Here is a 26,098-nt window from a genome sequence, read left to right as displayed (position 1 = left end):
GTAAAAAGCCCCGACCAACGAGGAGCCGTTTCTTCATTGGTCGAGGCCTTTCTTCACGGCAAGCTAGCTCACTCCCAAAAGCGAGTTACTTGCTTATGCTGTTTAAAAAGAAAACGCAAGCGATCTCCCGTTCTTTACTTTTTTTCTTCTAGCTTTTGCAAAAATGCAAGTGCATCATCCAGTGTATCTACCGGAACAATCTTCATCTTTGCACCGATATCCTTTGCTGTCTTGACCGCCTCGTTATAATTGGAGTCTGCTGCACCTTGTTCATTTGGCGCAAAGAAAATTTCTGCACCCGCATCGTTTGCAGCGATAACCTTTTGTGAAATCCCCCCAATTGGTCCGACTTGTCCCTTCGCATCCATCGTACCTGTTCCTGCAATTTCCCAACCCTTTGTTATATCTTCCTTTGTAAGCTGGTTATAGATCTCCAGCGTGAACATAAGGCCGGCTGATGGTCCGCCAATACGGTGCGAATCGATCTTTATCTCTGGCTCAACCTTAAGCTTTGTATTTGTTACAATCTGCACCCCAATTCCAACACGTCCGTCCGCGCCTTGTATTGGCTCTAACGGAAGAGTGATCGTTTTTTCTTCCTTTTCTCGTACATACCGAATTTTTACGGTATCCCCTTGTTTTTTTGTTTTCATATAGTCGATAAACTCTTCTGCTGTTTGCAGCGGTTGCCCATCCACAGCAATGAGTTGATCCCCTGCTTGCAGCTTCTTTTTAGCCGGCATCTTATCTGAAACTGCAAGCACAATGACACCCTTGTTTTCATATGAGACCTGTTTCTCTGCACGCTTATAGGCATTGTAGATAGCAGCATCCTGTGACTCCTGCATAAGATGCAGCTGCTTAAATTGATAATCCGCGTCACTTTCCCCAGTAGGCATAATCTCTTCCTTTTTGAAAATCTCATGATATTTGTTCATTTTTGCAACAAGATAGCTAATTACATTCGCCCGCGACATTGAAACGGTCACAAGCATAAAATCCCCTTTTTCGTGATAGCCATTCTTAATTTTTACATACTGGTCAAGTTCATCAGCTAACCCCGGCTTCGTAATATAATACGGCAGCGGTACATACGTAATGCCAGCCGCAAATAAAGCAGCCAACAAAAACACAAATAAGTACCGTAAACGCTTAAATACCATTTTTCTGCTCCTTCCAATTCTCAATCAATGCACGAATCGCATCGACATGCTTCCTGGCCTCATCCTCGCCAACAGCAATAATCTCCTCAAGATCTGTAAAGGCCCGAGAGTTAAAGCGTTCAACAGCAGGATGCATCATTAAATCCGATGCGGTTTGTCGGTGGTGAACAAGTTCATGCTGCATAATTTCAATGCTCTGCATAATTACATCATAAATCGTTGTTACCTCTCCTTGTACCTTAATAGGAGATACATCAACTGCAATGACCAGATCGGCTCCTAAACTTTTCACAACCGATACAGGAATGCGATCAATTACACCACCGTCAACAAGCAGACGATCTCCCATTTTTTCCGGCACAAAAATACCAGGAATCGAAATACTTCCCCTTACTGCTTCGGCAATTGGCCCTTCTGTCATAACAACTTTTTCCCCTGTTAAAATATCGGTTGCCACAACAGCTGTTGGAATATCAAGCTCTTCCAAGCTTCTATTGTATGTAAGGGCTCTAATCATATCTTTTACTCGTTTTCCGGAAATGAATCCCATTTTCGGCACCGTAAAATCCAAATAATATTTACGTTTAAACAACTTCGCGATTTGATACAGCCGCTCCACATCGCTTCCAGCGGCATAAAACACCGCAACGAGTGCTCCCATACTGCTGCCGGCAATCATATCAATGGGAATTCCCGCTTCCTTGAGTACCTTAATCACGCCAACATGTGCAAAACCCTTTGCCCCCCCTGAACCGAGGGCAAGACCGATTTTTGGTATACTCATATCCTCACCCTTTAGAAAATTTCTCTCTCTTTTCATCTTATGGTCTAAATGCTCCCCCTATCTTCGTATACTGAACTGAACGCTTGGACAAAAAGGGGGGAGTATATGCAAGCAAAACTGAAAACAGCGTTACTAGCCAGTAGCATTACCTTTTTAACAGCTTCTCTCATCGCAAATCCACAAGCCTCTCTGGAAGGTTCCATTCGCGGTCTTGACATGTGGTGGGAGGTTGTATTTCCTTCTCTTCTGCCTTTTTTCATCGTATCAGAGCTTTTAATTGGGCTAGGGGTTGTGAGCTTTATCGGTGTGGTACTAGAACCGCTTATGCGTCCTTTATTCCGCGTACCTGGCGTTGGCGCGTTCGTATGGACAATGGGGATGGCTTCAGGCTTCCCATCAGGCGCAAAGCTAAGCGCTCGCTTGCGTCAAACAAAGCAAATCAGCCGAATTGAAGCAGAGCGTCTTGTATCCTTTACCAATTCCTCAAATCCGCTATTTATTTTCGGCGCGGTAGCTGTGGGATTTTTTCACAATCCAAACCTTGGTATGATTCTCGCAGCTTCTCACTACATAAGCAATTTTGCAGTCGGATTGTTTATGCGGTTTTATGGCGCAAACGAAGTTGCTCCACCAGCCCCGCATCGCCCGTTCTCACTTCGTTATGCCTTTGACATGCTGCATGAAAAGCGCCTTGAGGAAAAACGTCCAATCGGAAAGCTTATCGGGGATGCGATTGTCTCCTCTATCCAAACGCTGCTGATGGTCGGCGGTTTTATTATTTTATTCTCAGTAGTAAATAAAATGCTCGCTGTCATTCATTTCACAGATGCCGCTAGCTCTATTATCCAATATATACTAGCTGCCTTTCAACTTCCAGGATCCTTTGCAGCACCGCTATTGTCCGGTCTCTTTGAAATGACGCTCGGCAGCCAAATGACAAGTCAGACTGGGCATGCAACGCTGCTACAGCAAGCAATGATCACAAGCTTCATCTTAGCCTTTAGCGGTCTCTCTATTCATGCGCAAGTAGCCAGCATTATCGCCGACACAGACATTCGTTTTCGGCCCTATTTTATCGGCCGTATCATCCAAAGCATTGTCGCTCCTATTTGTACATATTTTCTCTGGCAGCCATTATACGAGAATGCACATTCCCTGCGTCCCCACGACCACGATATTCCGGTGCTAGGACCACAGACTGACACACTCGGAGCATGGACTGTCATGACCTCATACGGGCCAATCATTACACTAGCTTTTTTATACATTTATGTATTTTTGCTCTTTCGGCGCCGGCGTGCAAAATAAAGAAAACCCCGTATCTACGGGGTTTTAAATTTCTCTTTTAATGCTTTTTCTACAGCAGGGGGAACAAGGTCCGCAACATTCGCTCCATATTTGGCAACTTCTTTTACAATGCTCGAGCTCAAGAAAGAATATTGATTGTTTGTCATCATAAAGAACGTTTCAATATTTTCCTCAAGCTTTCGGTTCATTGAAGTAATCTGCATTTCATACTCAAAATCTGATACAGCCCGCAATCCTCGCAAAATAGCGCTTGCATCTCTCTTGCGTGCATACTCAACAAGCAGACCGCTATGTACATCTACCTTTACATTTGGTATATCTTTTGTTACCTCCTGGATGAGTGCAATTCGCTCTTCTACAGTAAAAAGCGGCTTCTTTGAAGAGTTATTCATCACTACTACATAAACTTCATTAAATACATTTGCGCCTCGCTTAATAATATCCAAGTGTCCGAGCGTAATTGGATCAAAACTCCCTGGACAAATCGCTATGCTTGCCATTCCTGCTCCCCGCCTTCTCATTCGTATTCATAAATGGATACAGCTGTGCTGCCGTACTCTTCGTGCTTTCTGCGCATGAGACGTCCTACTGTCTCCGGCAAAACTACATCTACCGCATGCTCTGCCATAATGATTCCATTCTCTTTCAACAATTCATACTGATCCAACACGCTCATTAAGGAAACAAGCTGTTGTTGTTTATATGGCGGATCAAGCAAAACAAGATCAAATGCCATTCCCCTCTTAATAAGCGCTTTTAAAGCGCGATCAGCATCATTTCGATATACCTCCGCTTGGCTTGTCAATCGGCAGCTCTCTATATTTTGCCGAATCACCTGAACAGCTTTTGCGTCACGGTCAACAAAAATTGCTTTTTCCATTCCGCGGCTTAATGCTTCTATTCCTAAACCCCCGCTGCCTCCAAACAAATCCAGCGCTACGCCTCCGTCAAAATACGGACCGATCATATTAAAAATCGCTTCCTTTATTTTATCAGTTGTAGGACGTGTTGTCTGACCGGGTACTGCCTTTAACGGATGTCCTTTGCATGTTCCTGAAACTACTCTCATGTTGATTCCTACCTTTTCTTACATTCATCCTTCATAATCCTACCATAAAACACCGGAAAGAAAAACCATTCATGCCCGTTTCTTCCTAACCCTCTTATACACTTATACTTACTGTTAGATTTTTTCATTCCTCTTGTATAACTTTCCCTAAAAGTGACAAGAATAAAGGTAACAACATCACTTCAGGTGTTGTTGCCAACCGCGGAGAAGACTTACGTTTCCCCATAAGTTCTTCCTCCGGTTTCTCCTCTCCCTTTGCCTTCTTGCCGACGGTGACGCCGGTATAAGAAGGACCCTGCAAATGCAGGGTTTTTTTATTTGTCCATCTTTTCATTAGTTTTAGCAAATGGTACAGTAAGGAAAGACAAAAGGAGGAGAAACTATGATTCAACGTTTTATCGAACTAGGAGAAGGATATTCAGATTTGTATGAGCTGCTCGAGATTGCTAAAGCAAATCGCCACCGCCTTGCCCATATGCTTGCATTCCACACTACTAAAAATAATAAGGCTGTTTGCTCACTGGCTGTTGTGCTGCACCCAACAACAGAAGGAAAATTCCAGCCGATTTACATCTGCCGAGAGGGCATTCCCCTCTTAGAGGACAAAAAAAGCAAACGATATGAGCTGTTTGAAGAAACAGCTGCTTCGCTTGAGAAGGAAGTCGTCGCCTTCACAGTAAAGCCATCAACGACATTTCCTGAAACAGAGCTATACTATAGCCACCTCATCGGCATACTGCGCATGAACCGCTTTATCCCGCCAATGCAATAACAACGCCGAATCGACCTAAGGTGCCCGTGAAAAAGACAGTTCTTCCCGCGAAAAGATGCTTTTATCTTTATGTGGAAGTGTAAGTCAGAACCACCTAGCCAGTGGTTTTCTTGCTACAAAAATAAAAAGCCCTCAGTATCGAGGGCTTTTACTCAATTTTATAGTCGTACTCCTTTGCCCGATCTGGCTTGGATTCAAATTCCGTTTTCAAAAACGGACGATACGATGGCTCGACTCCTTTGACGAACGGAAAATTATTTAACTTCTCCATCATCGCATCCGTCTGATCCAGATCGCAGTACAGCACAACATACTTGAAACGCTTTGAAATATAATGAATATTGCCGTATTTACGAAGAAGCTTCGCATGCTTAAGCGAATGCAAATACACAATGATTCCTTGTCGTTGTCCAAACATATGGGGCTGCTCCTAAAAACATAGGCTGTTTGTATGTATTTAGAGCAGAGCTCACCGCCTTTCTTTGCTATTTTCAAGCTTACGAAGCACTGTTGCTGACTTCACAGTTTCTCTCTAGCTCGGATCGCTGTTCTAATATGTTTCATTCGGAATGCTTACGTTCCATGCCGCATAAGTAAAAACAGCGCAGCTGCGAAATAGGGCATATAACAGAACAAGCATATGCTGCTGTATCCGCTTTCGTCCAGAAAGAGAAAAACGGGAATTCATCCCGTTTTACAACCGCAGCTTCCCCCGGAACCGCAGCCTCCGCTGCAGCCGCCAGCATCAAAAAATGGATTGCCCGTTGGCACTTTAATGGCTGGAGAAATTTCCTGCCCTATTAAAACGCTCACTTCATCAAGCAACTTTTGCATATCGTTCTCCGCTTTCTTAAAGGAAGCGATCGTTTCATGTAAATCTACTTGACGCTTTAGCTCGCGCATTTGCTTTGTAACAGATGAAAAATCGGGATGGTATTTCCCAAACCGCTGCACCTCTTCATAGCGTTCCTTGATAGCAGTGAACTGTCGAATAAGCTCCTGTGCAACATGGTCTTGCTTTAATGTATCGTAGCATTGTCGATAATGCTCAGCTAATTCTGATTGCACAATCATGCGAGCAAGCTGCTCTGCTTCGTCCAAAATCATCACGCTCTCAAGCGTTGCAATTATCATATAAAGGACACCTCCCGATTACCTATCATACCATATTTTCAGTGTAAGTCCTAATCCTGCTTTTGGTACAATGGCGTACAGCAAGGGCAGCCGCGCTTAGGCAAGAATATGCTCTGCCACATTATATCTTATGATACTCCACGTCTCTTCTTGCAAAGCAATATGGTTAATACAAGCATTCTTCAGAAATGTTTGAAACGTAACCTCACTAGGGTTGATAGCATGAAGCATAGCCTTAATCGCATGTGCGTGCGCAACAATAATGATTCGCTTACCAGCATGCTGAGCTGCAACATCCTGCAACGCAGAAAAGCAACGCTCTACAAGCTCCTGCTCGCTCTCCATCCCTTTCACATCGCCACTAGCAATATGATGGCGAACATCGCGCACAGGCTTGCCAGATGCTTCCCCGAAATGCCGCTCTATAAAACGTTCATCTAGATGAATCGCATCAAGTCCAACAGCATCAGCAATTTCCTTTGCCGTTTCGTAGGCTCGTACTAACGGACTGCTAATAATTACATCCCAGTTCTCTCCGAGCAGGGCAACCGCGCTTTGCTTTGCCTGTTGTCTGCCGGTTTCGTTGAGCGGGATATCTTCTCTCCCTTGGATAATCTCCTGGAAGTTCCAGTCTGTTTGTCCATGTCGCACTAAACAAATTTCCGTCATGCCGTAAGCTCCTTTTTATATGATTGCTTTCTATTGTAACAGAACTTATGCATGACGGATACCCCTTTACTCAGCACCCGGATTTTGCTGCTTCATATATTGAAACATTTCAAGCATAATCGAAGCCATTGCAAGCTGATTTTGAAACTTAGCAACCTGATCAGGAATCGTTCTTTTGTAGAATTGAAGCGCCGCTGTCTCAAAAGCTTCCCTCTCTCCCGGATTACGTGAAAGTCGTCTATACCAATGCGGCTGCTGTCTGATATAGGTTTTTAAATCCTCCCGAGATTGCAAAAGTTCAATGAGCTCCTGTCTCATACACGCGCCCCCTAATCTTTTTGAAAGAAAAACGGATTATTTTGTACTGGCTGCTGTGGCTGCTCCTGCTGCGGGACGTTAGTACCGCCCTTGAAAGATTGAACAACCTGCTGTACGCTTCCAATCACACTTGTTACATTAGCTAAATGCTGCTGCATTTGATCAACATTCATATTTTTAATAAATGTCAGCATTTGTCCCATCCAGTCCTTTTTTGATTCCTCTTCACCTATCACATTTGTTTGTGCTGCTGCCTGCTTTGTTTCTATTGGATTTTCCTTATACGTGTTCCACACTGCATCCTGTTCGCCAAGCAAATACCACTCTTCATAGAACTGCTGCCACGTCTTTTCTCCATTCCGTACAATTTGAGTCATTTTCGGGTGATGGCGTACAAACTGTTTGAACTTTTGCACAGAAGGATGCAGTTGTCCTCGTGCTGTCGTCATGTTCCTCACCTCATGTATTGAAATCATATACTACATTGTAAGAAAAAAACGGCGCATGGTTCGCCCATTTTTAGGCACTGCCCCGTTATTTTTGTGTAAAATTTTGTGTATAGTACGTATCATATACTCCAACGCCTAAGCTGTTGAATTTTGAGTTTAGCACGTTTTCGCGATGTCCTTCACTATTTAGCCAGCCCTGCACCGCAGCAATACCGTCTGTATAGTTCGAAGCGATATTTTCTCCAGCGGTCCGAAACGTCACCTTCCCACGCGTAAGCCGATCCCCGAGTGACCCAAATTTCGGTGATTCGTGCGCGAAATAGCTACTATCCTTCATGTCCTTGCTATGCAAATAAGCAACCTCTGCCACCTCATCATCCCACGCAAGCGGCTTGAGATGCTCTCGAATCCGAATGATATTTGTTAAATCTAAAATTTGCTTTGCATTTGCTGTTTCTATTTCGTTCTCCTGCTCTGCCGTCAAGGCCTGTGGACTCAGCAACACACCTGAATACATAATCTGATAGGGTCGTTGCTTGAGAAGCGTTTCATTATCCATATAGCGAACTCCTGTTAACTTCTGCGTGAACTTGTCAAAATACAACTGCGCCCAGCCATTTTGGATTGCAATTAACGGCTGTTCATTCACATCTGACTCAGATAGCTCAAATTCATAACTGCTGTTATTGTAATCTAAAGCAATTTCATACGAAAATGGTGTTAATTCATAAATATCCCCATACTTTTGTCCCATGTGGTATGGGGATACATCTATTTTCTGACCCCCAGCGTAGATAGTGACGACTTTATTTTGCCAAATACCAAACTGCACATAGTGTGACAAATCAGTATTGTACACCCACCACTCATAATCATAGGCAGACGGTTCCATTCGCGATGGTTCTCCAAACAACGCTAATACACTCTCCGAATCTCTTCCTAACATTTTTGAGACGGCTTCGGCAGGCATTCCCTCTCCTTGCTTCTTCGAGTTTGATGTAATAACCTTTTTAGGGAGCGAATCAGACGGCTTTATATACTGTGAAAAGATGAGCTTACCGTACAAATCTACAAATAATACAATAACGGTTAAAAGAAGAATAACCAATACCTTCTTCACTACAATATACCCCCTGTGGCCTTGTATCCCGAGGTATGCACGGAATGCATAACAAGAATTCATATTCTCAATTCTGATCAAGAAAACTCGTCGAATGGCTTCTAGCTAGAAATTTATACTTTCCTACAGTGCAAGAAAACAATCACAAATAACATTGTATATATGCTAGTATATTCAATATATCATATTTTTTCTCGTCAAGCAGACATTCTGCCGTCCTTTTCATATCTTGTTTTTGTTTGTTATTCATTGCACTTTCACATTATTCGTACTATTATAAATTTATGGAAAATTTTCATGTATATTAAGGGGGCTTATACGATGAAATTTGAAAATACAGGACTTGATGAACAGGTCGTAGATTTCACACTGCTGACAGAAGTCATGAAGGAAAACGGATTTATTTTAGCAGGACAATGGGATTACGAACGTGTTACATATGACTATAAATTCGAAATGCTGCAAGATGTGTACTACCTACGCCTTCAGGGATATGCAGTAGAAGGAGAAGTTGGTCATAGCTCCGCAAAAATTAAATTGTTAACCCCGCTTCTTGGCAAGCACTACTATCCACATGGCGTGGAGTATGGTGAAGGTGAAAACTTTCCGAAAAACATAATAAACAGAAGTGAACAGCTTTTAAAGAACGTGAAGAAAGCGTTATCAAATCTTCCGGATATAGACTAAAACCAAAAGGCGTATCAAGATGGATACGCCTTTATCAATTGTTCGACCCGGATGCAAACGGATTGAACTGGTAAACCTATCACTGATTCGACACATTCTTTAATTCTCTCTTGTACGGTAATACATGTAGGTAAAATAGCCGTTGTATTACAAATTATGACATTCACATGAATCACAAGCCCCTTTTCCTTCTCCTCAATCCAAATCCCCTTTCTTCTCTTCCTTCTAAAAGGCTCCAGAATCTTTGAAACAACCTTACTCACACCGGGCACTTCATCGATAGCCATATCCACTAATTCCGTTACCGTTCTCTCAGCAATGCACAGCATCCCGAGCGGCAGAATTTGCTGCGAATCCATCGTTATCCTCGCCCTTCCTTTTTCCCTATCTTATGCCCCGCTCCCCATTTTGGACACTAAATGATTGGCAAGCCGTTAGGCGAAGGCAGAAGCGCAGTTGCAATTGTACTGTATTCCTAAAATTTCCGACTGCGTCGAATTCGCTTCCAGCTGGAAATTTATATGTTCTTACAGTAAAAAAAGCCCGGAAAGCTTCCGAGCATGAACCAAATTTCATTTTTTTCATGGCTTAGTTTGCAAGTATGGCGGCAATGCAGGCGCCTCATTCTTCTCCTTCTCCCGTTCGCGGCGCGCCCATCGGAAAAAGACATAGCCGATAACCGTTCCATATACAATCTCTTGGATAATCTTCATAATCACGCCGCCCGTTTGCTGGTCTTCCACAACCGGTAGCCACCCTAGAAAATCTGGTCCTGTCAACTGCAGGGAAGAGAGTGTATCAGTTGGTACACAAAGCTCCATCGCCTTCATCCAAGCCTGCGGATCTGTATAGGTTGCAAATAGCGGGGTGCTGGCAAAAATAATAAGAGCACAAGCCGGCGTAAGCAGCATACCGTTGGCAAACATATAACCAATTTTTTTTATCTCGCTAAGTGTTTGGTGATCCGGCAATGGATTTAAGACAGGCCACCACATCAGCAGCGCAGAAACGAATAAAATCGCTAAAAAGATTGGATGCCCAATATAACTTTGCTTGACTGCATCAAATACAACAGGCAAATGGTAAATGGAAAACAGAGCGTTAAACAAAAGCAAAGCAACAAGCGGTTTTCCCACTGTACTGAGCAGCAGTCGAACCACTCTCACTTGAATCACTCTCTCTAACAGCCAGTTTGGCAAACCAAGCAACAAAAGCGGCGGTACTACCGTATATAAAATCGCCATCTCTGTCATATGCGCACTAAAGATAATATGGCCAAGCAAGTCAATCGGACCGCCCTTGACAAGATATAATAGGACAATACCGGTAACAAAATAAAACTGCTGCTTTTTGCTTACTTTCTCAGCATGAGGAATATACGAGCGATATTTCCCAATGATTAGAAAATATGCCACTAACACTAGAATCATCATCGATAAAAAGATAGGGCTCCATAACGCTTCAAAACCGAAAATCCATAAGTTGTTCATTGGATACACCCCCTTCATAATAAAGAAAACGGATACTCTCCTCAGCTTGCATAAAAGGAGATTGATCATGATCAATCTCCTTTTATAGTTACCACCAAATAAGCACTGTAAATGTTAAAATTGTCAATAAGCCGACAGTAATACCACCGTACAGGAACAAAGAAGGCGCCTCATGTCCTTTGTGGCTCATATGCATAAAGTAGTACAGCTGAAAAATCACTTGCACAACAGCAAGTAAAATAATGAATGGTACAGTGAAAATCGGATCAAACGTTTTCGGATACATGACTGCTAAAAATGCAATGAGGGTCAAGAAAATCATCAATGCAAATGAAACGACATGATGCTTCATTTCCTCCGCATTTTTCTTTCTTCTGTATTCAATATTCACTTTTGAATTTGCAATTTCAGGTTGTTTTAACGCCATTGTTTATCCCACCATTCCCATTAAATAAACTACAGTGAAAATAAACACCCAAACGACATCAATAAAGTGCCAGTATAGAGACGCTACATAATACTTCGGTGCGTTATACAAATTTAAACCGCGTCTGGCATTGCGGAGGATAAGAGTCAAAATCCACAGTAAGCCAAAGGTAACGTGCGCACCATGTGTACCAACAAGTGTGTAAAAAGCGGAGCCAAACGCGCTGCTTCTTATCGTATGCTTAAAATGTGTAACATAATGGTGAAACTCATAAATTTCAAGACCTAAGAAGCCTGCACCTAACAAAACTGTAACGATAAGCCACAGCTGCATTTGTTTGAAATTTAGGTTTTTCATATGATAAATGGCATATACACTTGTTAAGCTGCTTGTTAACAAAAGCATGGTCGCCATAAAAACAATCGGGAGCTCGAACAGTTCTTGTGTTGTCGGTCCGCCGTTTGTTGAGTTTCTCAAAGCAAGATACGTTCCGAAGAGAGAGGCAAACAACACCGTCTCTCCTCCAAGGAACAACCAAAAGCCTAAGAATTTATTTTTTCCTTCTAGAGTCGCTTTCTCCGGATCAGCAGGAAGCGTCTCAAGGGTTAATCTTTCATCTGCTCGCATTATGCCGTAACCCCCTTATCATCACCATCTAAATCTTCCTTATGAATGTGATAGCCGTGGTCATCGATAACAGAACGCAGGAGCATCGATCCGAATGTAATGGCTAAGCCAATGAACGCGACAATCAGCCACTGGGTTTCTTTTCCACCCTCCATGTACATCGCCCCAAAAGCAGCAATGAACAATCCTAAAGAGGTTGTAAATGGCAGGAAAGAAGAGTTAGGCATATGAATATCGCCAACTGGCTCTGCAGGTGTTAGTCCCTTGCGCCCTTCCATTTTTTCAATCCACAGTGCATCTAAGCCGCGAACGAACGGCAATTGTTTGAAGTTGTACTCCGGAGTCGGTGCCTCTACCGACCACTCAAGCGTACGTGCATCCCATGGATCGCGTCCAGCAGCTTTTCCAGATACAGCTGTTTTCACAACATTCACCAATAGAACAATCGTCGCTACAGCCATAAAAGCTGCACCAACAGAGCTGATTAAATTGCCTGTTTCCAGCCCCTGCCCTGGTAAATACGTGAAATAACGACGCGGCATCCCCATCAGACCGAGGAAATGCTGGATAAAAAATGTTAAATGGAAACCGATAAAGAACAGCCAGAATGTGATCTTTCCTAGCGTCTCATTTAACATCCGGTTAAACATAAGCGGCCAGTAGTAATGCACCCCTGCAAATAAACCGAAGACAACCCCGCCGACAATTACGTAATGGAAATGCGCCACAACGAAGTAGCTGTCATGGAACTGATAGTCCGCCGGCGCCGAAGCAAGCTGAATCCCTGTTACCCCGCCCATTACGAAGGATGGGATAAAAGCAACTGCATACATCATAGGTGTCGTGAAACGGATGCTTCCTCCCCACATTGTAAATAGCCAGTTGAAAATTTTAATCCCTGTTGGAACAGCAATCGCCATTGTCGCTACAGCGAAAATCGCATTAGCAATAGGCCCCAGACCAACTGTGAACATGTGATGTGCCCATACCATGAAGCCTAAAAAACCAATTAACACTGTCGCAAAGACCATAGAAGAATATCCGAATAAGCGCTTCTTCGAGAAGGTTGCAAACACTTCAGAAAAAATACCGAATGCTGGAAGAATAAGAATATACACTTCAGGATGCCCAAAAATCCAAAATAAGTGTTCCCAAATAATTGTATTCCCGCCAAGAGCCGGATCAAAGAATGCTGTACCAAATAAACGATCGAGCAGTAATAACGCCAGGCCGACCGTTAACGGCGGGAATGCAAACAAAATAAGTGCAGAAACAACAAACGCTGTCCATGTAAACATTGGCATACGCATATACGTCATACCCGGTGCACGCATATTGATGATGGTAACAAGAAAGTTAATTCCCCCAATTAACGTACCTATACCAGCTATCTGTAAACCGAGAATGTAGAAATCGACGCCATGCGTTTGTGCAGCAAGCGTTAAAGATGCATAAGATGTCCACCCAGCATCTGGGGCGCCACCTAAAAACCAGCTGCAGTTTAAGAATACCCCTCCGAAGAAAAACAACCAAAAGCCCAAGGCGTTAACATATGGAAATGCTACGTCACGTGCCCCGATTTGCAGCGGTACTGCCGCATTTAAGAAAGCAAAGATGAGTGGCATGGCTGCCAAGAAAATCATCGTTGTACCATGCATCGTTAATACTTGGTTATATGCATCTCCCACTAGAAAGTCATTGTTCGGCACAGCGAGCTGAAAGCGGATAAACAAAGCTTCGATTCCGCCGGCAACAAAGAATAATCCACCCGCAACTAAATACAAAATGGCGATTTTCTTATGGTCCACCGTCGTTAAGTAATCCCAAAGAACGCTTTTTTTCTTCGCTACAGAACTCACGTTTTTACCTCCCCTTCGTGATTTTTCCCCTTATTTACTGCGTAACCTTGAGGCTCTGTAAATACGCTGTCAAGGCATCAACTTCTTGATCTGTCAAGTTGCCGTATTTTCCGGTCATTTTGTTGCCCGGCTTCATGCTTTCTGGATCCTTTAACCAGTTTTTGATATTTTCATCAGTGTGATCTGCGATACCTGCTACCATATCACGGTCACCAAAGTTAGCCAGGTTCGGTGCAATACGCGCAGCAGCCGGACGAGAGTCATTGCCTGCTACAGCATGACAGCCCACACAACTCTTTTGGAAAATTTCCTCTCCTTGCTGTGCCTGCGCCGTAGCTGCAGTCTCTTTGCCATCCTGCTTTTTCATAGCAGCTATCCAAGCTTTGTACTCGTCTTCTTCAAGCGCTTTCACTTTAAATTGCATCAGTGCATGTGAAGGGCCGCAAAACTCTGTACAAAATCCGTTGTACGTTCCTGCCTTATCAGCTTGAATCCACATCTTATTTGTGTTTTCCGGATTTGTATCCATTTTCCCTGCCAATGATGGAACCCAGAAAGCGTGCTTAATATCCGCTCCCTTTAAGTTTAAGTATACCTTTTTCCCCGTAGGGATGACCAATTCCTGAGACGTGACTACCTTATCCGTCTTATAAGCAAATTCCCACCAATAAAGACGCGCTGTAACATCAACTACAACCGTATCCTTATCAAGCTTTTTCTTTTCTGCCGCGCTTACATCCGCAAGCTTAAATGTGTATGTAACAGTAGGAACAGCTAAAATTAACAGCAAGAGAATTGGAATAACAGTCCAAATAATCTCCAGCTTATGACTCCCCTCCACTTGCTTCGGAATAACGTGCTCTTGCCCCTTTTTCTGACGAAATTTCACAATTACGTAGAAAAAAATAACCGAGACAACCGCCACTACGAAAACCATAATCACGCTGGATAATATCAATAAATCATACTGCATCTTGGCTGCTTCGCCTTGCGGAATCAAAGTAGATTGAAATTCTTTACCGCATCCCCCTAACAGTAAAGACAGCAAGGAAACAAGCGAAACCAATCGCCACTGTTTCTTCATGCACACAAACCCCGCTTTCTTTATTGATTAGATTTTACTTTATAGGAAATTAAAGTAAATCTCAACGTAAAAAATCCCCTTGTCACTTCGCTAAAAAAACGCAATTTTCGGAAAAATCTATGTTTTTTATAAGGCAACCGGAATAACCGATTGCCTTATCTGAAAAACCTAATTTAGAACATCACAACTACAATCATTAAACCAAATAAAATCAATAAGTAATTCAATGAATATACAAACATTTGAACGGACCATTTGATGTCGTCTTTTGTGCGGAAGCCATACAGTCCAAGTGCAAACCAACCAACATTTAAAAGCGTCGCAACTACCATAAATGTAATACCGAGCGAGTGCATATAAAATGGCAGCGGCAGCAAGCACGCGACCCAAATAATGATTTGGCGTTTTGTCATCTCAAAACCATGTACAACAGGCAGCATTGGAATGCCAGCTTTTCGGTATTCCTCTACACGTTTCATCGCCAATGCGAGGAAATGCGGAATTTGCCAAATAAACATAATTAAGAACATCATCCAAGCGATGAAGTCTAAATTCGGATCAAGCGCAGCCCATCCAATAAGCGGTGGCACCGCTCCTGAAACACTTCCAATTACTGTATTAAGCGTGTATGTTCGTTTTGTCCATAATGAATAGAGCACCACATAAGTAAACGTGCCGATGAATCCAATAAATGCAGCCATTGGAGTTGTCAGCAATAAACAGGCAAAGCCAAGTAACAATAATATAATACCGAGAGTTAAAACAAAATTCCCTTTAAACTTCCCAGTAACTGTCGGTCGATGCTTCGTGCGCTCCATTAAATGATCGATATCGCGATCAATATAATTATTTAAACTGCAGGAACCTGCAATAATAAGCGACGAGCCAAGTAATGTAAACACCATTTTGTCGAGCTCATGCAAAAAGCTGAGTCCATTATAATGGAGAGCGAGCCAAAAGCCCGTGAATGTTGTCAAGGCGTTTGAATTGACAATCCCCATTTTCAAAAGCGCAACCATGTCCTGCTTCCACGTTGTTTGCGGTATATCATTCACAGTTGACTGCTCGTGTACCTGTGTTGCTTGACTCACTTTCTTCAACCCCTTTCCGTCCATTTACAAACTGTTTTTCTATCTATACGGCAATATTATTACAGTAGAGATATTGTTTTTATCAGTCTATCTTAAAATGCACAAAACTTGCTCGATTATATTAAAACATATTTCGCGGGAAATTTGTGAAGAAAACATGAACATTATGTGTCTTTTTCAAACAGGCTTTTTTTATCTGTTATAATCATAACATGAATTTGTTTCCATGATAAATATTTTTGTCCAAAATTGCACTGAATTGTTTATAACTGGATATCATTGTTATTTTTTTACAAAACAGGGCACTTTTATACCTCTATGTATATACACCGCGAAACATCATTTCCAACCCTTTACATCTCTTTGCTATTTTCTAGGGTTTTATATATCATAGGACTGGGACAAAGTTGTTATTTATAATGGAAGAATCATTTCATCAAGATATTGTAGCATAATTTCATTTCAGAAAGTAGGTGAACGGGTTGCGACGTTTCCTGAAACTACTAGGAGTTGTAACCAGCTTAAATCTTTTATTTGTTTTGCTCGGAGGAGCTTTAGTGACAAAAACAGGTTCCGGGCTTGGCTGCGGAAGACAATGGCCGCTTTGTCACGGACAAATTATCCCAAACCCGCTCACGCTTGAAACTGTAATTGAACTAAGCCATCGTCTCGTATCTGGCGCAGCAGGGATTTTAGTGACTTTATTATGCATTCTATCGTGGCTGTATTTAGGTCATATACGCGAAACAAAGCCGCTTGCAATTGTCTCCTTTTCATTCTTACTCGCTCAGGCGCTAATCGGCGCAGCTGCAGTTGTGTGGGGACAATCGGGCGCTGTACTGGCGATCCATTTTGGAATTTCTCTTATCTCATTCGCAGCTGTTATTTTGCAGACACTTCTTATTTTTGAAGTAGACAAAAAATTTGATGCACAGTCAGTTGCACTTGATAGCAAAATGAAATTTCATATTTATGGCATAACCATTTACAGCTATATTGTCGTGTACACGGGAGCGCTCGTTCGCCATGAGCATGCAAGCTTAGCTTGTCCCACTTTCCCTTTTTGCAGTAAAAATAGTCCATTCCCTACACAATTTCATGAGTGGGTACAGATGGGACATCGCTTTGCCGCAGTCTTGATTTTCATTTGGATTGGCTATGCATTTCTGCTCGCTGCAAGGGAATATCGGGGACAGCGCGTCATCTATTACGGCTGGCGGACTGCATTCATTCTTGTCTGCCTGCAAGCTATATCGGGCGCACTCATTGTATATACAGAGTTAAACCTATACGTTGCCCTACTGCATGCGCTTTGTATTTCTTGCTTGTTCGCTGTGCTTTGCTACCTTGTCTTGCTCGCGACGCGAAGCAAGACAAACAAACAAGCGAAAAGCGCTGTACCAAACAATGAGCAATCCTTCGGTACAGAACCTCTATCTAAATAAGGTAGAGGTTTTTCTGTAGGCACAGCTGACTAAACTATAACTAGCGCCGACAAGCTAATAATCAGTGCACAAAATACGAGGCTTTAGCAAAGTTAATTCATGGAAAGTCTGTTTCCCTTCTTACAGTATAAGAAAAGCGGACAAAGCCCGCCTTTTGCGGAGGTTCAGCCCGGAATCTGCCATTTTGGCCTTGGGAGTTAGACATCACCCCGAAAAGTTATATTTTCTTATCTCGCAAAAAAGGACGCTCCTGACATATGTAGGAGACGTCCTTTTTTATCATTTATCCAACTCGATGAGCAGGTCGCCCGTTTGAATGGCATCGCCATCCTTCACGTACACTTCCTTAACAGATGCTGAAAACGGAGCTTGTACTGTTGTTTCCATTTTCATCGCTTCTGTAATGGCGATCGTATCGCCTTTTTTCACATGATCGCCCGCCTTTACAAGCACCTTGATTACCGTTCCCGGCATCGTTGCACTAATATGGCTTAGATTATCACGATTTCCTTTTACACGCTGCGCTACTGTAGATTGGATACTTTCATCCTTCACGATTACTTCACGTGGTTGTCCATTTAATTCAAAGTATACAACACGTGTTCCATCCGGCTGCGGTTCAGCAATTGACACAAGTTTTACAATCAGCGTTTTTCCGCGCTCAATTTCTACTTCTACCTCTTCTCCTAAGCGCATGCCGTAGAAGAATGTTGGGGTATCCAAAACAGAAAGCGTTCCGTATCTCTCATGAATGTTTTGATAATCCATAAACACCTTCGGATATAAAGCATACGAAAGCGCATCAAATATCGTTACTTGACGATTCAGCTTATGGAACAGCTCTTCCTTCAGCTTGCTAAAGTCTACGGGCTTAAGCAGCTCACCAGGACGAACGGCAAGAGGCTGTTTCCCCTTTAGAATAATGCGCTGCAGCTCTAATGGGAATCCTCCGTGCGGCTGTCCAAGATAGCCTTCAAACATTTCTACAACAGAATCCGGGAAGTCAAGCGTCGCACCGCGCTCGAAAATATCCTCCTCTGTCAGATTGTTTTGCACCATAAACAATGCCATGTCTCCTACTACCTTCGAGGACGGCGTTACCTTGACGATATCGCCAAACAAATCGTTTACACGGCGGTACATTACTGTTACCTCATCAAAATGCTCACCAAGACCAACAGCTTTTGCTTGCTGCTGCAAGTTGCTATATTGTCCGCCTGGCATTTCATGCATATATACATCCGTATGCGGCGCGTTCATCCCGCTTTCAAAACGGCCATAGTATTTGCGTGTATCCTCCCAATAACGAGAAAGTTGTTCCAGCGCCCCGATGCTTACATCCGGCTGACGCTTATGTCCTTCTAACGCATAGTATAGTCCGTTCACACTCGGCTGAGATGTTAAGCCAGCCATAGAGCTTACGGCTACGTCTACAATATCAACACCCGCTTCAATTGCTTTTGCGTACGTGTAAATACCATTTCCGCTCGTATCATGCGTATGAAGATGGATTGGAAGCGATACAGTATCCTTTAATGCAGATACCAAATCATAAGCAGCCTGCGGCTTTAACAGACCAGCCATGTCTTTGATTCCTAAAATATGAGCACCTGCTGCCTCAAGCTCCTTGGCCATATTTGTATAGTATTTCAGATCATATTTGCTGCGGGATGGGTCATGAATATCTCCTGTGTAGCAAATGGCTGCTTCAGCCAGCTTACCGCTTTGACGAACCGCATCAATCGCAACGCGCATTCCCTCAACCCAGTTTAAGCTGTCAAATACGCGGAATACATCAATCCCCGCTTGCGCAGAACTTTCAACAAACTTTTGGATTACATTGTCTGGGTAGTTCGTATACCCAACTGCATTAGATGCACGCAGCAGCATTTGGAACAAAACGTTCGGAACGCGCTTGCGAAGCTGCAATAATCTTTCCCATGGATCTTCTTTTAAGAAACGGTACGCCACATCAAACGTTGCGCCGCCCCACATTTCCATTGAGAACAAATTCGGCAGCAAATGAGCAGTAGGCTCGGCAATGTTTTTCAAATCCTGCGTACGAACTCTCGTCGCCAATAACGATTGATGCGCATCACGGAATGTTGTATCAGTAAGCAATACTTTCTCTTGCTCCTGCACCCATTTTACTAAACCGTCAGCACCGCGCTCATCCAGGATGTTTTTCGTTCCTGTCAATGATTCTGCATAATCAAATTTCGGCACGCGCGGCTCAACGAAAATTGGCTTTTCGTTTTTACCGATACCCGGGAAGCCGTTAACGGTAATCGATCCGATATATGTTAGCATTTTCGTCCCGCGGTCTTTTCTTTTCGGGAATACGAACAATTCCGGTGTTGTATCAATAAAAGAGGTATTATATTCTCCAGATAAGAAATTTGGATGCTTGACTACATTTTCCAGGAACGGAATATTCGTTTTAATACCACGAATACGGAATTCCTTCAGGTTTCGTCCCATTTTTGCAGCCGCTTGCTCAAATGTAAGTGCCCATGTTGTTACCTTTACAAGTAAAGAATCATAGTACGGCGTAATGAGCGCACCTTGAAAGCTGTTTCCTGTATCTAAACGTACCCCAAAGCCGCCGCCAGAACGATATGCCATAATTCTTCCTGTATCTGGCATAAAATTATTAAGCGGATCCTCGGTAGTTACGCGTGATTGAATTGCGTAGCCGTGCGTTTGAATTTTATCCTGATGCGGAATAGCAATTCTGTCACTATGTAATGCATAGCCATCTGCAATTAAAATTTGCGTCTGAACAATGTCGACTCCCGTAATCATCTCTGTAATTGTATGCTCTACTTGAATACGCGGATTTACTTCGATGAAATAAAATTTATCATCTTTTACAAGAAACTCTACTGTTCCTGCATTGATATAACTCACATTTGCTGATAATTTGACAGCCGCTTCACAGATTTCATTGCGCAAGCCTTCTGAAAGAGAAACGCTCGGTGCTACTTCAACAACCTTCTGATGACGACGCTGTACGGAGCAATCCCTCTCAAACAGATGCACAACATTGCCGCTCTTATCAGCAAGAATTTGTACCTCAATATGCTTTGGATTTTCTACAAACTTCTCTACATATACTTCATCGCTTCCAAAAGCAGCCTTTGCTTCGGATTTTGCACGATCATATGCTTCCTGTAATTCAGAAGGCTCGCGAACAATACGCATTCCGCGGCCACCGCCGCCAAGAGCTGCCTTAATGATAATCGGATAATCATATGTTTTGGCAAAGCTTTCTACTTCTTCTAAGCTTTCTATAGGACCATCACTTCCCGGAATAACAGGTATACCGGCAGCTAGTGCTTGTCCCCTTGCTTTCACCTTATCCCCGAACATATCTAGATGTTCGCTCTTTGGTCCGATAAAAACAATTCCCTCTTCCTCACAGCGTCTTGCAAATTGAATATTTTCAGATAAAAAGCCGTAACCTGGATGAATTGCATCCACACTGTTACGTTTGGCAATTGCAATAATTCCTTCGATATCAAGATATGCATCAATCGGTTTTTTGCCTTCCCCTACTAAATACGCCTCATCCGCTTTATAACGGTGATAGGAACCGGCATCTTCTTTCGAGTAGATCGCAACAGTCCGCAATCCGAGTTCTGTACACGCGCGGAACACACGAATCGCGATTTCACCGCGGTTTGCAACTAATACTTTTTGAATGTTCTGCAGCTTTCTCATACATTCTCCCCTTTTCTTGCTGTTTGTTGGAACACATTTCAATTATCATACACCATTTTTCAGAATTTGATAAGTTTTCTGTATCATTCATTTCACACATGAAGTATAACACACATATCGAAAGGTAACCACAAAAAAGCATATAATTTTCAGAAAATTATGACATACCATTCTTCTAAAAACAACATAAAAAGACAATTAATAACAAGTTTCACAGTATATTTATCATGATAATGCATTGTTTCTTTACATAGGGTTATGTTTTTTAGACAAAGGCATTCATAAAAATAACAATAATTTTTTACATTTTTTTCTTGTTTACGCTATTATCTGTTATAGCATTTTTTATAACCAAAGATGGAACAAGCACAATGACACAGATGAAGTAAGGTTTTCATATATTTTGGTCAAAGAAGGCGATTTAACTGCAAAGAGCTGGTAACAGAAGTAAATCGATATCCGACCAAGCTCGCCAATTGGCGAAGACAGAGGCGTAATTGCATTTACACTGTATTTCTACAATTGCCGGCTCCGTCGAATTGGCTTCTAGCTGGGAATGCACAGTAAAAAAGGCTTTGTATCTTTGTACAAAGCCTTGAGCTATCAAATATGCCTTACTTCACTACCACCAGATGCGGTTTTTGCGGTGCCGGTTGTTTCGTACGCTTTTCCTGTGCCTTCACCTGACTAGCAACATTCGCTAAAATTCCCATCGCCATTAAATTTGCTACCAAGGAACTGCCGCCGCTGCTGACAAATGGAACAGGCACACCCGTGAGTGGCAGCAGCCCTGTCACGCCGCCGACGTTAACAATCGTTTGAATGCCGATCATACTCCCTACACCAATCGCAAGCATACTGCCAAATGGATCTTTACATCGCTGGGCAATCTTGAAAGCTTTAAGTACGATGAGCGCCAAAGACGCAAGGATAACGGTTACACCTAAAAATCCCAGCTCTTCCGATACAATAGCCATAATAAAATCTGTATGCGGCTCTGGCAAATAACCGTATTTTTGTACGCTGTTACCCAGTCCCAAACCTTTGATGCCTCCTGATGCAATTGCAATAAAAGAGTTGATTATATGAAAGCCTTCTCCTTGTGGATCTTGGAATGGATTGAAGAAGGTTTGAATCCGGCTATATTGCTCCTTAGTCAAACCAAACATGACAATGAGACAGATAAGAGGCACCCAAACAATAGATGTAAGAAGCAGCCTCTTTATCCATACATCCACGCGAATACCCGAACAAAAAATCATCATTCCCACGATTGCAGCAATAAGCATGTCTGTTCCTAAATCAGGCTGCATTTTAATAAGAACAAGCACAGTAAACAAAAACCCCCATGTTCCAATCTTGCTTCGTCCTGCTATTCTACCTTGTTCATGCCATTTTGCAAAAAAACGGGCCAACACAATAATGATGCACAGCTTAATCAACTCAGACGGCTGTGTGCCCCATAGCCATGACTTCGCATTGTTCACAACTCTACCAAACACCAACACAAGAAGCAGGACAAATGTCCCTCCTGCATATATTGCAACAGCCACAATTTTCTTTTTCCAAACATGATACGGAACAGACGCAAGCACGACAAACAAAAGAAACCCCATAATTAGCGATCTCAACTGCGAGAGGAAAAACTGGTCGCTCGCATAGCCATACTTCGCAATAGCGACAATGGAACTGGCACTATATACCATAATAATCCCAAGCGTGCAAACTATCAGCAGCGGAAGCAATAAAGTATAATCGAATGACTTCCATGCTCGTTTCATCGAATTCCCCCTTTCTCCAGTCATTTTATATGTTGTATTCCATAAAAAAATCGTGTATTCCTTCCCCCTCCAGAGGACATCCATTCTTCAGCTATGTATAATTTTTTTTAAAAAAACTCGTCGATTGGCGAGCCCTGCCCCCGGGCGAAGACAGAGACGTAGCCCTACTTACACTGTATTCCTACAATCTCCGACTACGTCGAGTTGGCTCTTAGCTGGAAATGTATTCCTACAATCTCCGACTACGTCGAGTTGGCTCCTAGCTGGAAATGTATTCCTTCCTACAGTGACACAAAAGAGCTCGAGCCTTGTTCGGCCGAGCTCCTCATATACATTATGGTTGATTTTTCGTAAATGCCTCATGCAGGGCAGATAACTCACGCTCAAGCTCCCCTAAAATCTCCTTACCTTGTGCTTCTTCAATTAAGCCAAGTCTAACGGCAAAGTCGACTTCGCGGGACAACCCGAACATTTGCGTATCCAGCACCTCCTCGTACAATGGACATTGAGGCATTGTCAGATGATCCATTTGCACATGAATGAGCTTTAAAATTTTTTCTGCATCAGCTTTTAGAAGGGCAAGAGCCTTATCCTGATGATTCGTTACCGTCTCAGACGCCAAATTGGTTCCCTCCGTTTCCGTCCAACTCTCCTATCTCTTAATATTATAGATAGTTTTGGCAAATTGCAATAGAAATCTTTCCTGCGACCTTAGCAGATGACAACTGTTTCTATCCCTATTATACTGAAACATGGGAGTAAAAAACAAATGGGGGCGTTATTATGACGAATGAAATTTTATTAATAAACGGAAACGTTAAGTTTTCGATTACATTGGACCCTAGTGTTTGGATTTTTGATGATCGGAAAGTAGATTTGTGCACATACTTTAACGAGCCAAGATTGGAACAAAACCAACTTGAGCAATATACAAAAAGCGCTGCAGAGCATTGGGATCGTGAAATTCGTGAAGGAGCTGCGTTCCCTCCGATTCAACGCAGCGTCACAAAGTTTGAAAAGGAAAAAATGATTACCGGGACATTTGCAATGCCGCTGCATCCATTTTTACAAAACGCAGAGATCAACGAGGGAGCACACGCAGTCGAGATTCATACAGAAACAAAGGTTTATACCCTCACCTTACAAGATGCAATGCAAGCTATTCTCGGCTTTTCGAAGGACGGTAAACCGCTCCGCGAAGATGGTCCAGTTCACCTATATTTCGGAGACGGCTCTAACGTGAATAACCCCATCGTTCAAGTCCGCCGATTTACTGTGTTGTAAAGAAAAGCGGACAAGGCCCGCCTTTTATGGCAGCGTAGGGGTGAGCCGGAGTAAAAGGCGCTTTTTGCCTTTTGCGAAGGTTCAGCTTGGAGTCTGCCATTTTGGACCTTGGGAGCTGGACATCATCCCGAAAAGTTAGACTTTCTTATCTTAATAAAGAAAACTCGCCGATTGGCGAGCCCTGCCCCCCGGGCGAAGACGATTCAAAGAAGCTTTCCTTGTGTTCTTCCCCACAAAAGTCGCTTTTTGTGGGGAAGGTGATTGGACTGCGAAGGGCTGGGGCTTGATAACACCCAAAAAGTGCGGCTTCTTACAGTAAATCAGCGGCTAACTGCGCAAGGCTAGAGCGTTCACCTTTGACGAACTTCACATGTCCGCTTATTTTTTGCTCCTTAAACTTCTCCACCACGTAGGTAAGACCGTTATTGTATTCATCAAGATACGGATGGTCAATTTGCTGCGGGTCGCCCATCAGCACAATTTTACTTCTTTCTCCAACGCGTGTTAAAATCGTTTTCACTTCATGCTTCGTTAAATTTTGCGCCTCATCAATAATGATAAATTGCTCAGGTATGCTGCGACCGCGAATATACGTTAACGCCTCTACTTCAATGGACCCCATGCCTGCTAGGATAGCATCCAGCTCTCCTGGCTTTTTCGTGTTAAACAAATATTCGAGATTATCGTAAATGGGCTGCATCCACGGACGCAGTTTTTCTTCCTTCTCTCCTGGCAAATAGCCAATGTCTTTTCCTACCGGTACAATCGGGCGGGCTACAAGAAGCTTTTTATATAGGCCTAAATCCTCCGTTTGCATCAAGCCTGCCGCCAATGCAAGCAATGTTTTTCCAGTTCCCGCTTTTCCAATCAGCGTAACAAGCGGGATATCCTCTCGCAGGAGAAGTTCCATCCCCATAATTTGTTGGACGTTGCGCGGGCGAATCCCCCAAATTTGTTCATTAGGAAACACTAGCTTTTTTACCTTTTTGCCCGTATGATCAACAATTCCAATCGCAGATCCTGATCCGCCAAGCGAATCCTTCATAAGCACAAATTGATTTGAATAAAATGGATGATTTGCAATTTCAGAAACAGGAAGCTCCCCTTTTTCATAAAAACGATTGAGCAGCTCTTTTTGTATGTAAAATTCTAAGAAGCCCGTGTATATATTATCGACTTCAATCACGCGGTCGCTTAAATAATCTTCCGCCTGTAATCCGAGGGCATCAGCTTTTACGCGTACGAGCACGTCCTTGCTCACAAGAATGACCGGTCTTCCGTTTTCCTTCGCTTGCTCTTCAAGCGATAAATTCTTTGCCACTGCTAAAATACGGTTGTCGTTCGTTTTTTCCACAAAAATATCTTGCAGCTGAACGAACGAGCGGTGGTTCAACTCGATGCGGAATGTTCCTCCATTTTCGAGTGGGATACTGTCATGCAGCTTACCGATCTCTCGGAATTTGTCAATCAACTTTGAGACGTAGCGTGCATTTCGACCGACCTCATCCATGTAACGTTTCTTAGAATCTACTTCTTCTAGTACGACTGCCGGTATAACAACCTCGTTATTATCGAACGAAAATAGTGACAACGGATCTTGCAAAAGCACATTCGTATCGAGAACATAGATTTTACTCAATCTGTTACCCCCTGACTCCACCATAGTTTGTAGAACAAGGGTTTCATCCATACAGGCTATGGACGAACCGTTGTTATTAATATATGAACCGTACCTACAAGATAGAATGACAAAAACGGAAACTTTCCTCATTTCAGTGACAAAAAAGGACGAACACATCTGCTGTCCGCCCTTA

26 protein-coding genes are annotated in these 26,098 nt (G+C 42.9%); 5 read left to right on the top strand and 21 right to left on the bottom strand.

The features are described 5' to 3' along the window. Nucleotides 1-134 precede the first annotated feature (134 nt). The gene (locus tag AAHB12_RS02895) at nt 135-1,163 is read right to left on the bottom strand and encodes a SepM family pheromone-processing serine protease (protein WP_342044239.1); all 1,029 of its coding nucleotides are present in this window, start codon (nt 1,161-1,163) and stop codon (nt 135-137) included. Continuing rightward, nucleotides 1,153-1,947, bottom strand: coding sequence for a patatin-like phospholipase family protein (locus AAHB12_RS02890; protein ID WP_129726896.1), 795 nt, complete (start codon nt 1,945-1,947; stop codon nt 1,153-1,155). The genes AAHB12_RS02895 and AAHB12_RS02890 overlap by 11 nt, the downstream gene beginning before the upstream one ends. Before the next feature lie 105 nt (nt 1,948-2,052). On the opposite strand from AAHB12_RS02890, the gene ylbJ reads away from it, so the two are divergent. Next, nucleotides 2,053-3,255, top strand: a complete 1,203-nt coding sequence (gene ylbJ / locus AAHB12_RS02885; protein WP_342044238.1) for a sporulation integral membrane protein YlbJ — start codon at nt 2,053-2,055, stop codon at nt 3,253-3,255. Nucleotides 3,256-3,269: 14 nt separating this feature from the next. Here ylbJ and coaD read toward each other — a convergent pair whose 3' ends face one another. Further along, nucleotides 3,270-3,755: a pantetheine-phosphate adenylyltransferase gene (coaD, locus tag AAHB12_RS02880; RefSeq protein ID WP_129726898.1), complete on the bottom strand. Its 486-nt coding sequence runs from the start codon at nt 3,753-3,755 to the stop codon at nt 3,270-3,272. Nucleotides 3,756-3,772: 17 nt separating this feature from the next. Continuing rightward, on the bottom strand, nt 3,773-4,324 hold the full coding sequence (rsmD, locus tag AAHB12_RS02875; protein WP_342044237.1) for a 16S rRNA (guanine(966)-N(2))-methyltransferase RsmD: 552 nt from the start codon (nt 4,322-4,324) through the stop codon (nt 3,773-3,775). A 382-nt stretch (nt 4,325-4,706) separates the two neighbouring features. Here rsmD and AAHB12_RS02870 point away from each other — a divergent pair, with 382 nt between their 5' ends. Continuing rightward, complete coding sequence (locus tag AAHB12_RS02870) at nt 4,707-5,096, top strand: DUF7147 family protein (RefSeq protein WP_129726900.1); 390 nt, start codon at nt 4,707-4,709, stop codon at nt 5,094-5,096. A 148-nt stretch (nt 5,097-5,244) separates the two neighbouring features. On the opposite strand, the gene AAHB12_RS02865 is transcribed toward AAHB12_RS02870, so the two are convergent. The 6 genes from AAHB12_RS02865 to AAHB12_RS02840 all read right to left on the bottom strand — a co-directional run bounded on the left by AAHB12_RS02865 (nt 5,245) and on the right by AAHB12_RS02840 (nt 8,786). Next, nucleotides 5,245-5,514, bottom strand: a complete 270-nt coding sequence (locus tag AAHB12_RS02865; protein ID WP_129726901.1) for a YlbG family protein — start codon at nt 5,512-5,514, stop codon at nt 5,245-5,247. A gap of 266 nt (nt 5,515-5,780) precedes the next feature. Further along, complete coding sequence (locus AAHB12_RS02860; protein WP_342044236.1) at nt 5,781-6,230, bottom strand: YlbF family regulator; 450 nt, start codon at nt 6,228-6,230, stop codon at nt 5,781-5,783. Nucleotides 6,231-6,326: 96 nt separating this feature from the next. Next, on the bottom strand, nt 6,327-6,899 hold the full coding sequence (locus tag AAHB12_RS02855; RefSeq protein ID WP_342044235.1) for a histidine phosphatase family protein: 573 nt from the start codon (nt 6,897-6,899) through the stop codon (nt 6,327-6,329). A 66-nt stretch (nt 6,900-6,965) separates the two neighbouring features. Then, nucleotides 6,966-7,217 (bottom strand): YlbE-like family protein, encoded by a 252-nt coding sequence (locus tag AAHB12_RS02850; RefSeq protein ID WP_129726904.1) that lies wholly within the window; start codon nt 7,215-7,217, stop codon nt 6,966-6,968. Nucleotides 7,218-7,228: 11 nt separating this feature from the next. After that, the gene (locus AAHB12_RS02845) at nt 7,229-7,666 is read right to left on the bottom strand and encodes a YlbD family protein (protein ID WP_342044234.1); all 438 of its coding nucleotides are present in this window, start codon (nt 7,664-7,666) and stop codon (nt 7,229-7,231) included. Nucleotides 7,667-7,751: 85 nt separating this feature from the next. Then, complete coding sequence (locus AAHB12_RS02840) at nt 7,752-8,786, bottom strand: CAP domain-containing protein (RefSeq protein ID WP_342044233.1); 1,035 nt, start codon at nt 8,784-8,786, stop codon at nt 7,752-7,754. Nucleotides 8,787-9,107: 321 nt separating this feature from the next. Here AAHB12_RS02840 and AAHB12_RS02835 point away from each other — a divergent pair, with 321 nt between their 5' ends. Then, nucleotides 9,108-9,473, top strand: coding sequence for a YugN family protein (locus tag AAHB12_RS02835; protein ID WP_129726907.1), 366 nt, complete (start codon nt 9,108-9,110; stop codon nt 9,471-9,473). A 14-nt stretch (nt 9,474-9,487) separates the two neighbouring features. Here AAHB12_RS02835 and AAHB12_RS02830 read toward each other — a convergent pair whose 3' ends face one another. The 7 genes from AAHB12_RS02830 to cyoE form a co-directional block, all read right to left on the bottom strand. Next, nucleotides 9,488-9,832 carry an Asp23/Gls24 family envelope stress response protein gene (locus tag AAHB12_RS02830; protein WP_129726908.1) on the bottom strand — a complete coding sequence of 115 codons (345 nt, stop codon included), beginning with the start codon at nt 9,830-9,832 and terminating at the stop codon, nt 9,488-9,490. A gap of 222 nt (nt 9,833-10,054) precedes the next feature. Then, the gene (ctaG, locus tag AAHB12_RS02825) at nt 10,055-10,963 is read right to left on the bottom strand and encodes a cytochrome c oxidase assembly factor CtaG (RefSeq protein WP_342044232.1); all 909 of its coding nucleotides are present in this window, start codon (nt 10,961-10,963) and stop codon (nt 10,055-10,057) included. Between the two features lie 88 nt (nt 10,964-11,051). Then, on the bottom strand, nt 11,052-11,390 hold the full coding sequence (ctaF, locus tag AAHB12_RS02820; protein WP_129726910.1) for a cytochrome c oxidase subunit IVB: 339 nt from the start codon (nt 11,388-11,390) through the stop codon (nt 11,052-11,054). 3 nt (nt 11,391-11,393) lie between these two features. Next, a complete protein-coding gene (locus tag AAHB12_RS02815; RefSeq protein WP_129726911.1) occupies nt 11,394-12,017 on the bottom strand; it encodes a cytochrome (ubi)quinol oxidase subunit III in 624 nt (207 codons plus the stop codon). Continuing rightward, nucleotides 12,017-13,876 carry a cytochrome c oxidase subunit I gene (gene ctaD, locus AAHB12_RS02810; RefSeq protein WP_129726912.1) on the bottom strand — a complete coding sequence of 620 codons (1,860 nt, stop codon included), beginning with the start codon at nt 13,874-13,876 and terminating at the stop codon, nt 12,017-12,019. Before ctaD ends, AAHB12_RS02815 begins: the two co-directional genes overlap by 1 nt. Before the next feature lie 34 nt (nt 13,877-13,910). Continuing rightward, a complete protein-coding gene (gene coxB, locus AAHB12_RS02805) occupies nt 13,911-14,960 on the bottom strand; it encodes a cytochrome c oxidase subunit II (RefSeq protein ID WP_342044231.1) in 1,050 nt (349 codons plus the stop codon). A gap of 173 nt (nt 14,961-15,133) precedes the next feature. Next, a complete protein-coding gene (gene cyoE / locus AAHB12_RS02800; RefSeq protein ID WP_379952329.1) occupies nt 15,134-15,979 on the bottom strand; it encodes a heme o synthase in 846 nt (281 codons plus the stop codon). A gap of 554 nt (nt 15,980-16,533) precedes the next feature. Here cyoE and AAHB12_RS02795 point away from each other — a divergent pair. After that, nucleotides 16,534-17,496 carry a COX15/CtaA family protein gene (locus tag AAHB12_RS02795; RefSeq protein ID WP_342044230.1) on the top strand — a complete coding sequence of 321 codons (963 nt, stop codon included), beginning with the start codon at nt 16,534-16,536 and terminating at the stop codon, nt 17,494-17,496. A gap of 279 nt (nt 17,497-17,775) precedes the next feature. Here AAHB12_RS02795 and pyc read toward each other — a convergent pair whose 3' ends face one another. The 3 genes from pyc to AAHB12_RS02780 form a co-directional block, all read right to left on the bottom strand. Continuing rightward, nucleotides 17,776-21,219, bottom strand: a complete 3,444-nt coding sequence (gene pyc / locus AAHB12_RS02790) for a pyruvate carboxylase (protein ID WP_342044228.1) — start codon at nt 21,217-21,219, stop codon at nt 17,776-17,778. A 614-nt stretch (nt 21,220-21,833) separates the two neighbouring features. Next, a complete protein-coding gene (locus AAHB12_RS02785; protein ID WP_342044227.1) occupies nt 21,834-23,000 on the bottom strand; it encodes an FtsW/RodA/SpoVE family cell cycle protein in 1,167 nt (388 codons plus the stop codon). A gap of 334 nt (nt 23,001-23,334) precedes the next feature. Beyond that, nucleotides 23,335-23,622, bottom strand: coding sequence for a YlaN family protein (locus tag AAHB12_RS02780; RefSeq protein WP_129726918.1), 288 nt, complete (start codon nt 23,620-23,622; stop codon nt 23,335-23,337). A 161-nt stretch (nt 23,623-23,783) separates the two neighbouring features. On the opposite strand from AAHB12_RS02780, the gene AAHB12_RS02775 reads away from it, so the two are divergent. Then, a complete protein-coding gene (locus AAHB12_RS02775; RefSeq protein WP_129726919.1) occupies nt 23,784-24,284 on the top strand; it encodes a peptidyl-prolyl cis-trans isomerase in 501 nt (166 codons plus the stop codon). Nucleotides 24,285-24,594: 310 nt separating this feature from the next. On the opposite strand, the gene AAHB12_RS02770 is transcribed toward AAHB12_RS02775, so the two are convergent. Next, the gene (locus tag AAHB12_RS02770) at nt 24,595-25,923 is read right to left on the bottom strand and encodes a PhoH family protein (RefSeq protein WP_129726920.1); all 1,329 of its coding nucleotides are present in this window, start codon (nt 25,921-25,923) and stop codon (nt 24,595-24,597) included. Between the last annotated feature and the right edge of the window lie 175 nt (nt 25,924-26,098).

It is taken from the genome of Bacillus sp. OTU530 (assembly GCF_038440375.1).
Note: the sequence above shows the minus strand (reverse complement) of the source record. Positions and strands in the feature narration are given on the sequence as shown.

What these genes read in the sequence shown, in the direction of transcription:
- AAHB12_RS02895 (WP_342044239.1), bottom strand. Translation starts at nt 1,163, where the DNA reads ATGGTATTTAAGCGTTTACGGTACTTATTTGTGTTTTTGTTGGCTGCT.
- AAHB12_RS02890 (WP_129726896.1), bottom strand. Translation starts at nt 1,947, where the DNA reads ATGAGTATACCAAAAATCGGTCTTGCCCTCGGTTCAGGGGGGGCAAAG.
- ylbJ (WP_342044238.1), top strand. Translation starts at nt 2,053, where the DNA reads ATGCAAGCAAAACTGAAAACAGCGTTACTAGCCAGTAGCATTACCTTT.
- coaD (WP_129726898.1), bottom strand. Translation starts at nt 3,755, where the DNA reads ATGGCAAGCATAGCGATTTGTCCAGGGAGTTTTGATCCAATTACGCTC.
- rsmD (WP_342044237.1), bottom strand. Translation starts at nt 4,324, where the DNA reads ATGAGAGTAGTTTCAGGAACATGCAAAGGACATCCGTTAAAGGCAGTA.
- AAHB12_RS02870 (WP_129726900.1), top strand. Translation starts at nt 4,707, where the DNA reads ATGATTCAACGTTTTATCGAACTAGGAGAAGGATATTCAGATTTGTAT.
- AAHB12_RS02865 (WP_129726901.1), bottom strand. Translation starts at nt 5,514, where the DNA reads ATGTTTGGACAACGACAAGGAATCATTGTGTATTTGCATTCGCTTAAG.
- AAHB12_RS02860 (WP_342044236.1), bottom strand. Translation starts at nt 6,230, where the DNA reads ATGATAATTGCAACGCTTGAGAGCGTGATGATTTTGGACGAAGCAGAG.
- AAHB12_RS02855 (WP_342044235.1), bottom strand. Translation starts at nt 6,899, where the DNA reads ATGACGGAAATTTGTTTAGTGCGACATGGACAAACAGACTGGAACTTC.
- AAHB12_RS02850 (WP_129726904.1), bottom strand. Translation starts at nt 7,217, where the DNA reads ATGAGACAGGAGCTCATTGAACTTTTGCAATCTCGGGAGGATTTAAAA.
- AAHB12_RS02845 (WP_342044234.1), bottom strand. Translation starts at nt 7,666, where the DNA reads ATGACGACAGCACGAGGACAACTGCATCCTTCTGTGCAAAAGTTCAAA.
- AAHB12_RS02835 (WP_129726907.1), top strand. Translation starts at nt 9,108, where the DNA reads ATGAAATTTGAAAATACAGGACTTGATGAACAGGTCGTAGATTTCACA.
- AAHB12_RS02830 (WP_129726908.1), bottom strand. Translation starts at nt 9,832, where the DNA reads ATGGATTCGCAGCAAATTCTGCCGCTCGGGATGCTGTGCATTGCTGAG.
- ctaG (WP_342044232.1), bottom strand. Translation starts at nt 10,963, where the DNA reads ATGAACAACTTATGGATTTTCGGTTTTGAAGCGTTATGGAGCCCTATC.
- ctaF (WP_129726910.1), bottom strand. Translation starts at nt 11,390, where the DNA reads ATGGCGTTAAAACAACCTGAAATTGCAAATTCAAAAGTGAATATTGAA.
- AAHB12_RS02815 (WP_129726911.1), bottom strand. Translation starts at nt 12,017, where the DNA reads ATGCGAGCAGATGAAAGATTAACCCTTGAGACGCTTCCTGCTGATCCG.
- coxB (WP_342044231.1), bottom strand. Translation starts at nt 14,960, where the DNA reads ATGAAGAAACAGTGGCGATTGGTTTCGCTTGTTTCCTTGCTGTCTTTA.
- cyoE (WP_379952329.1), bottom strand. Translation starts at nt 15,979, where the DNA reads ATGGTTGCGCTTTTGAAAATGGGGATTGTCAATTCAAACGCCTTGACA.
- pyc (WP_342044228.1), bottom strand. Translation starts at nt 21,219, where the DNA reads ATGAGAAAGCTGCAGAACATTCAAAAAGTATTAGTTGCAAACCGCGGT.
- AAHB12_RS02785 (WP_342044227.1), bottom strand. Translation starts at nt 23,000, where the DNA reads ATGAAACGAGCATGGAAGTCATTCGATTATACTTTATTGCTTCCGCTG.
- AAHB12_RS02775 (WP_129726919.1), top strand. Translation starts at nt 23,784, where the DNA reads ATGACGAATGAAATTTTATTAATAAACGGAAACGTTAAGTTTTCGATT.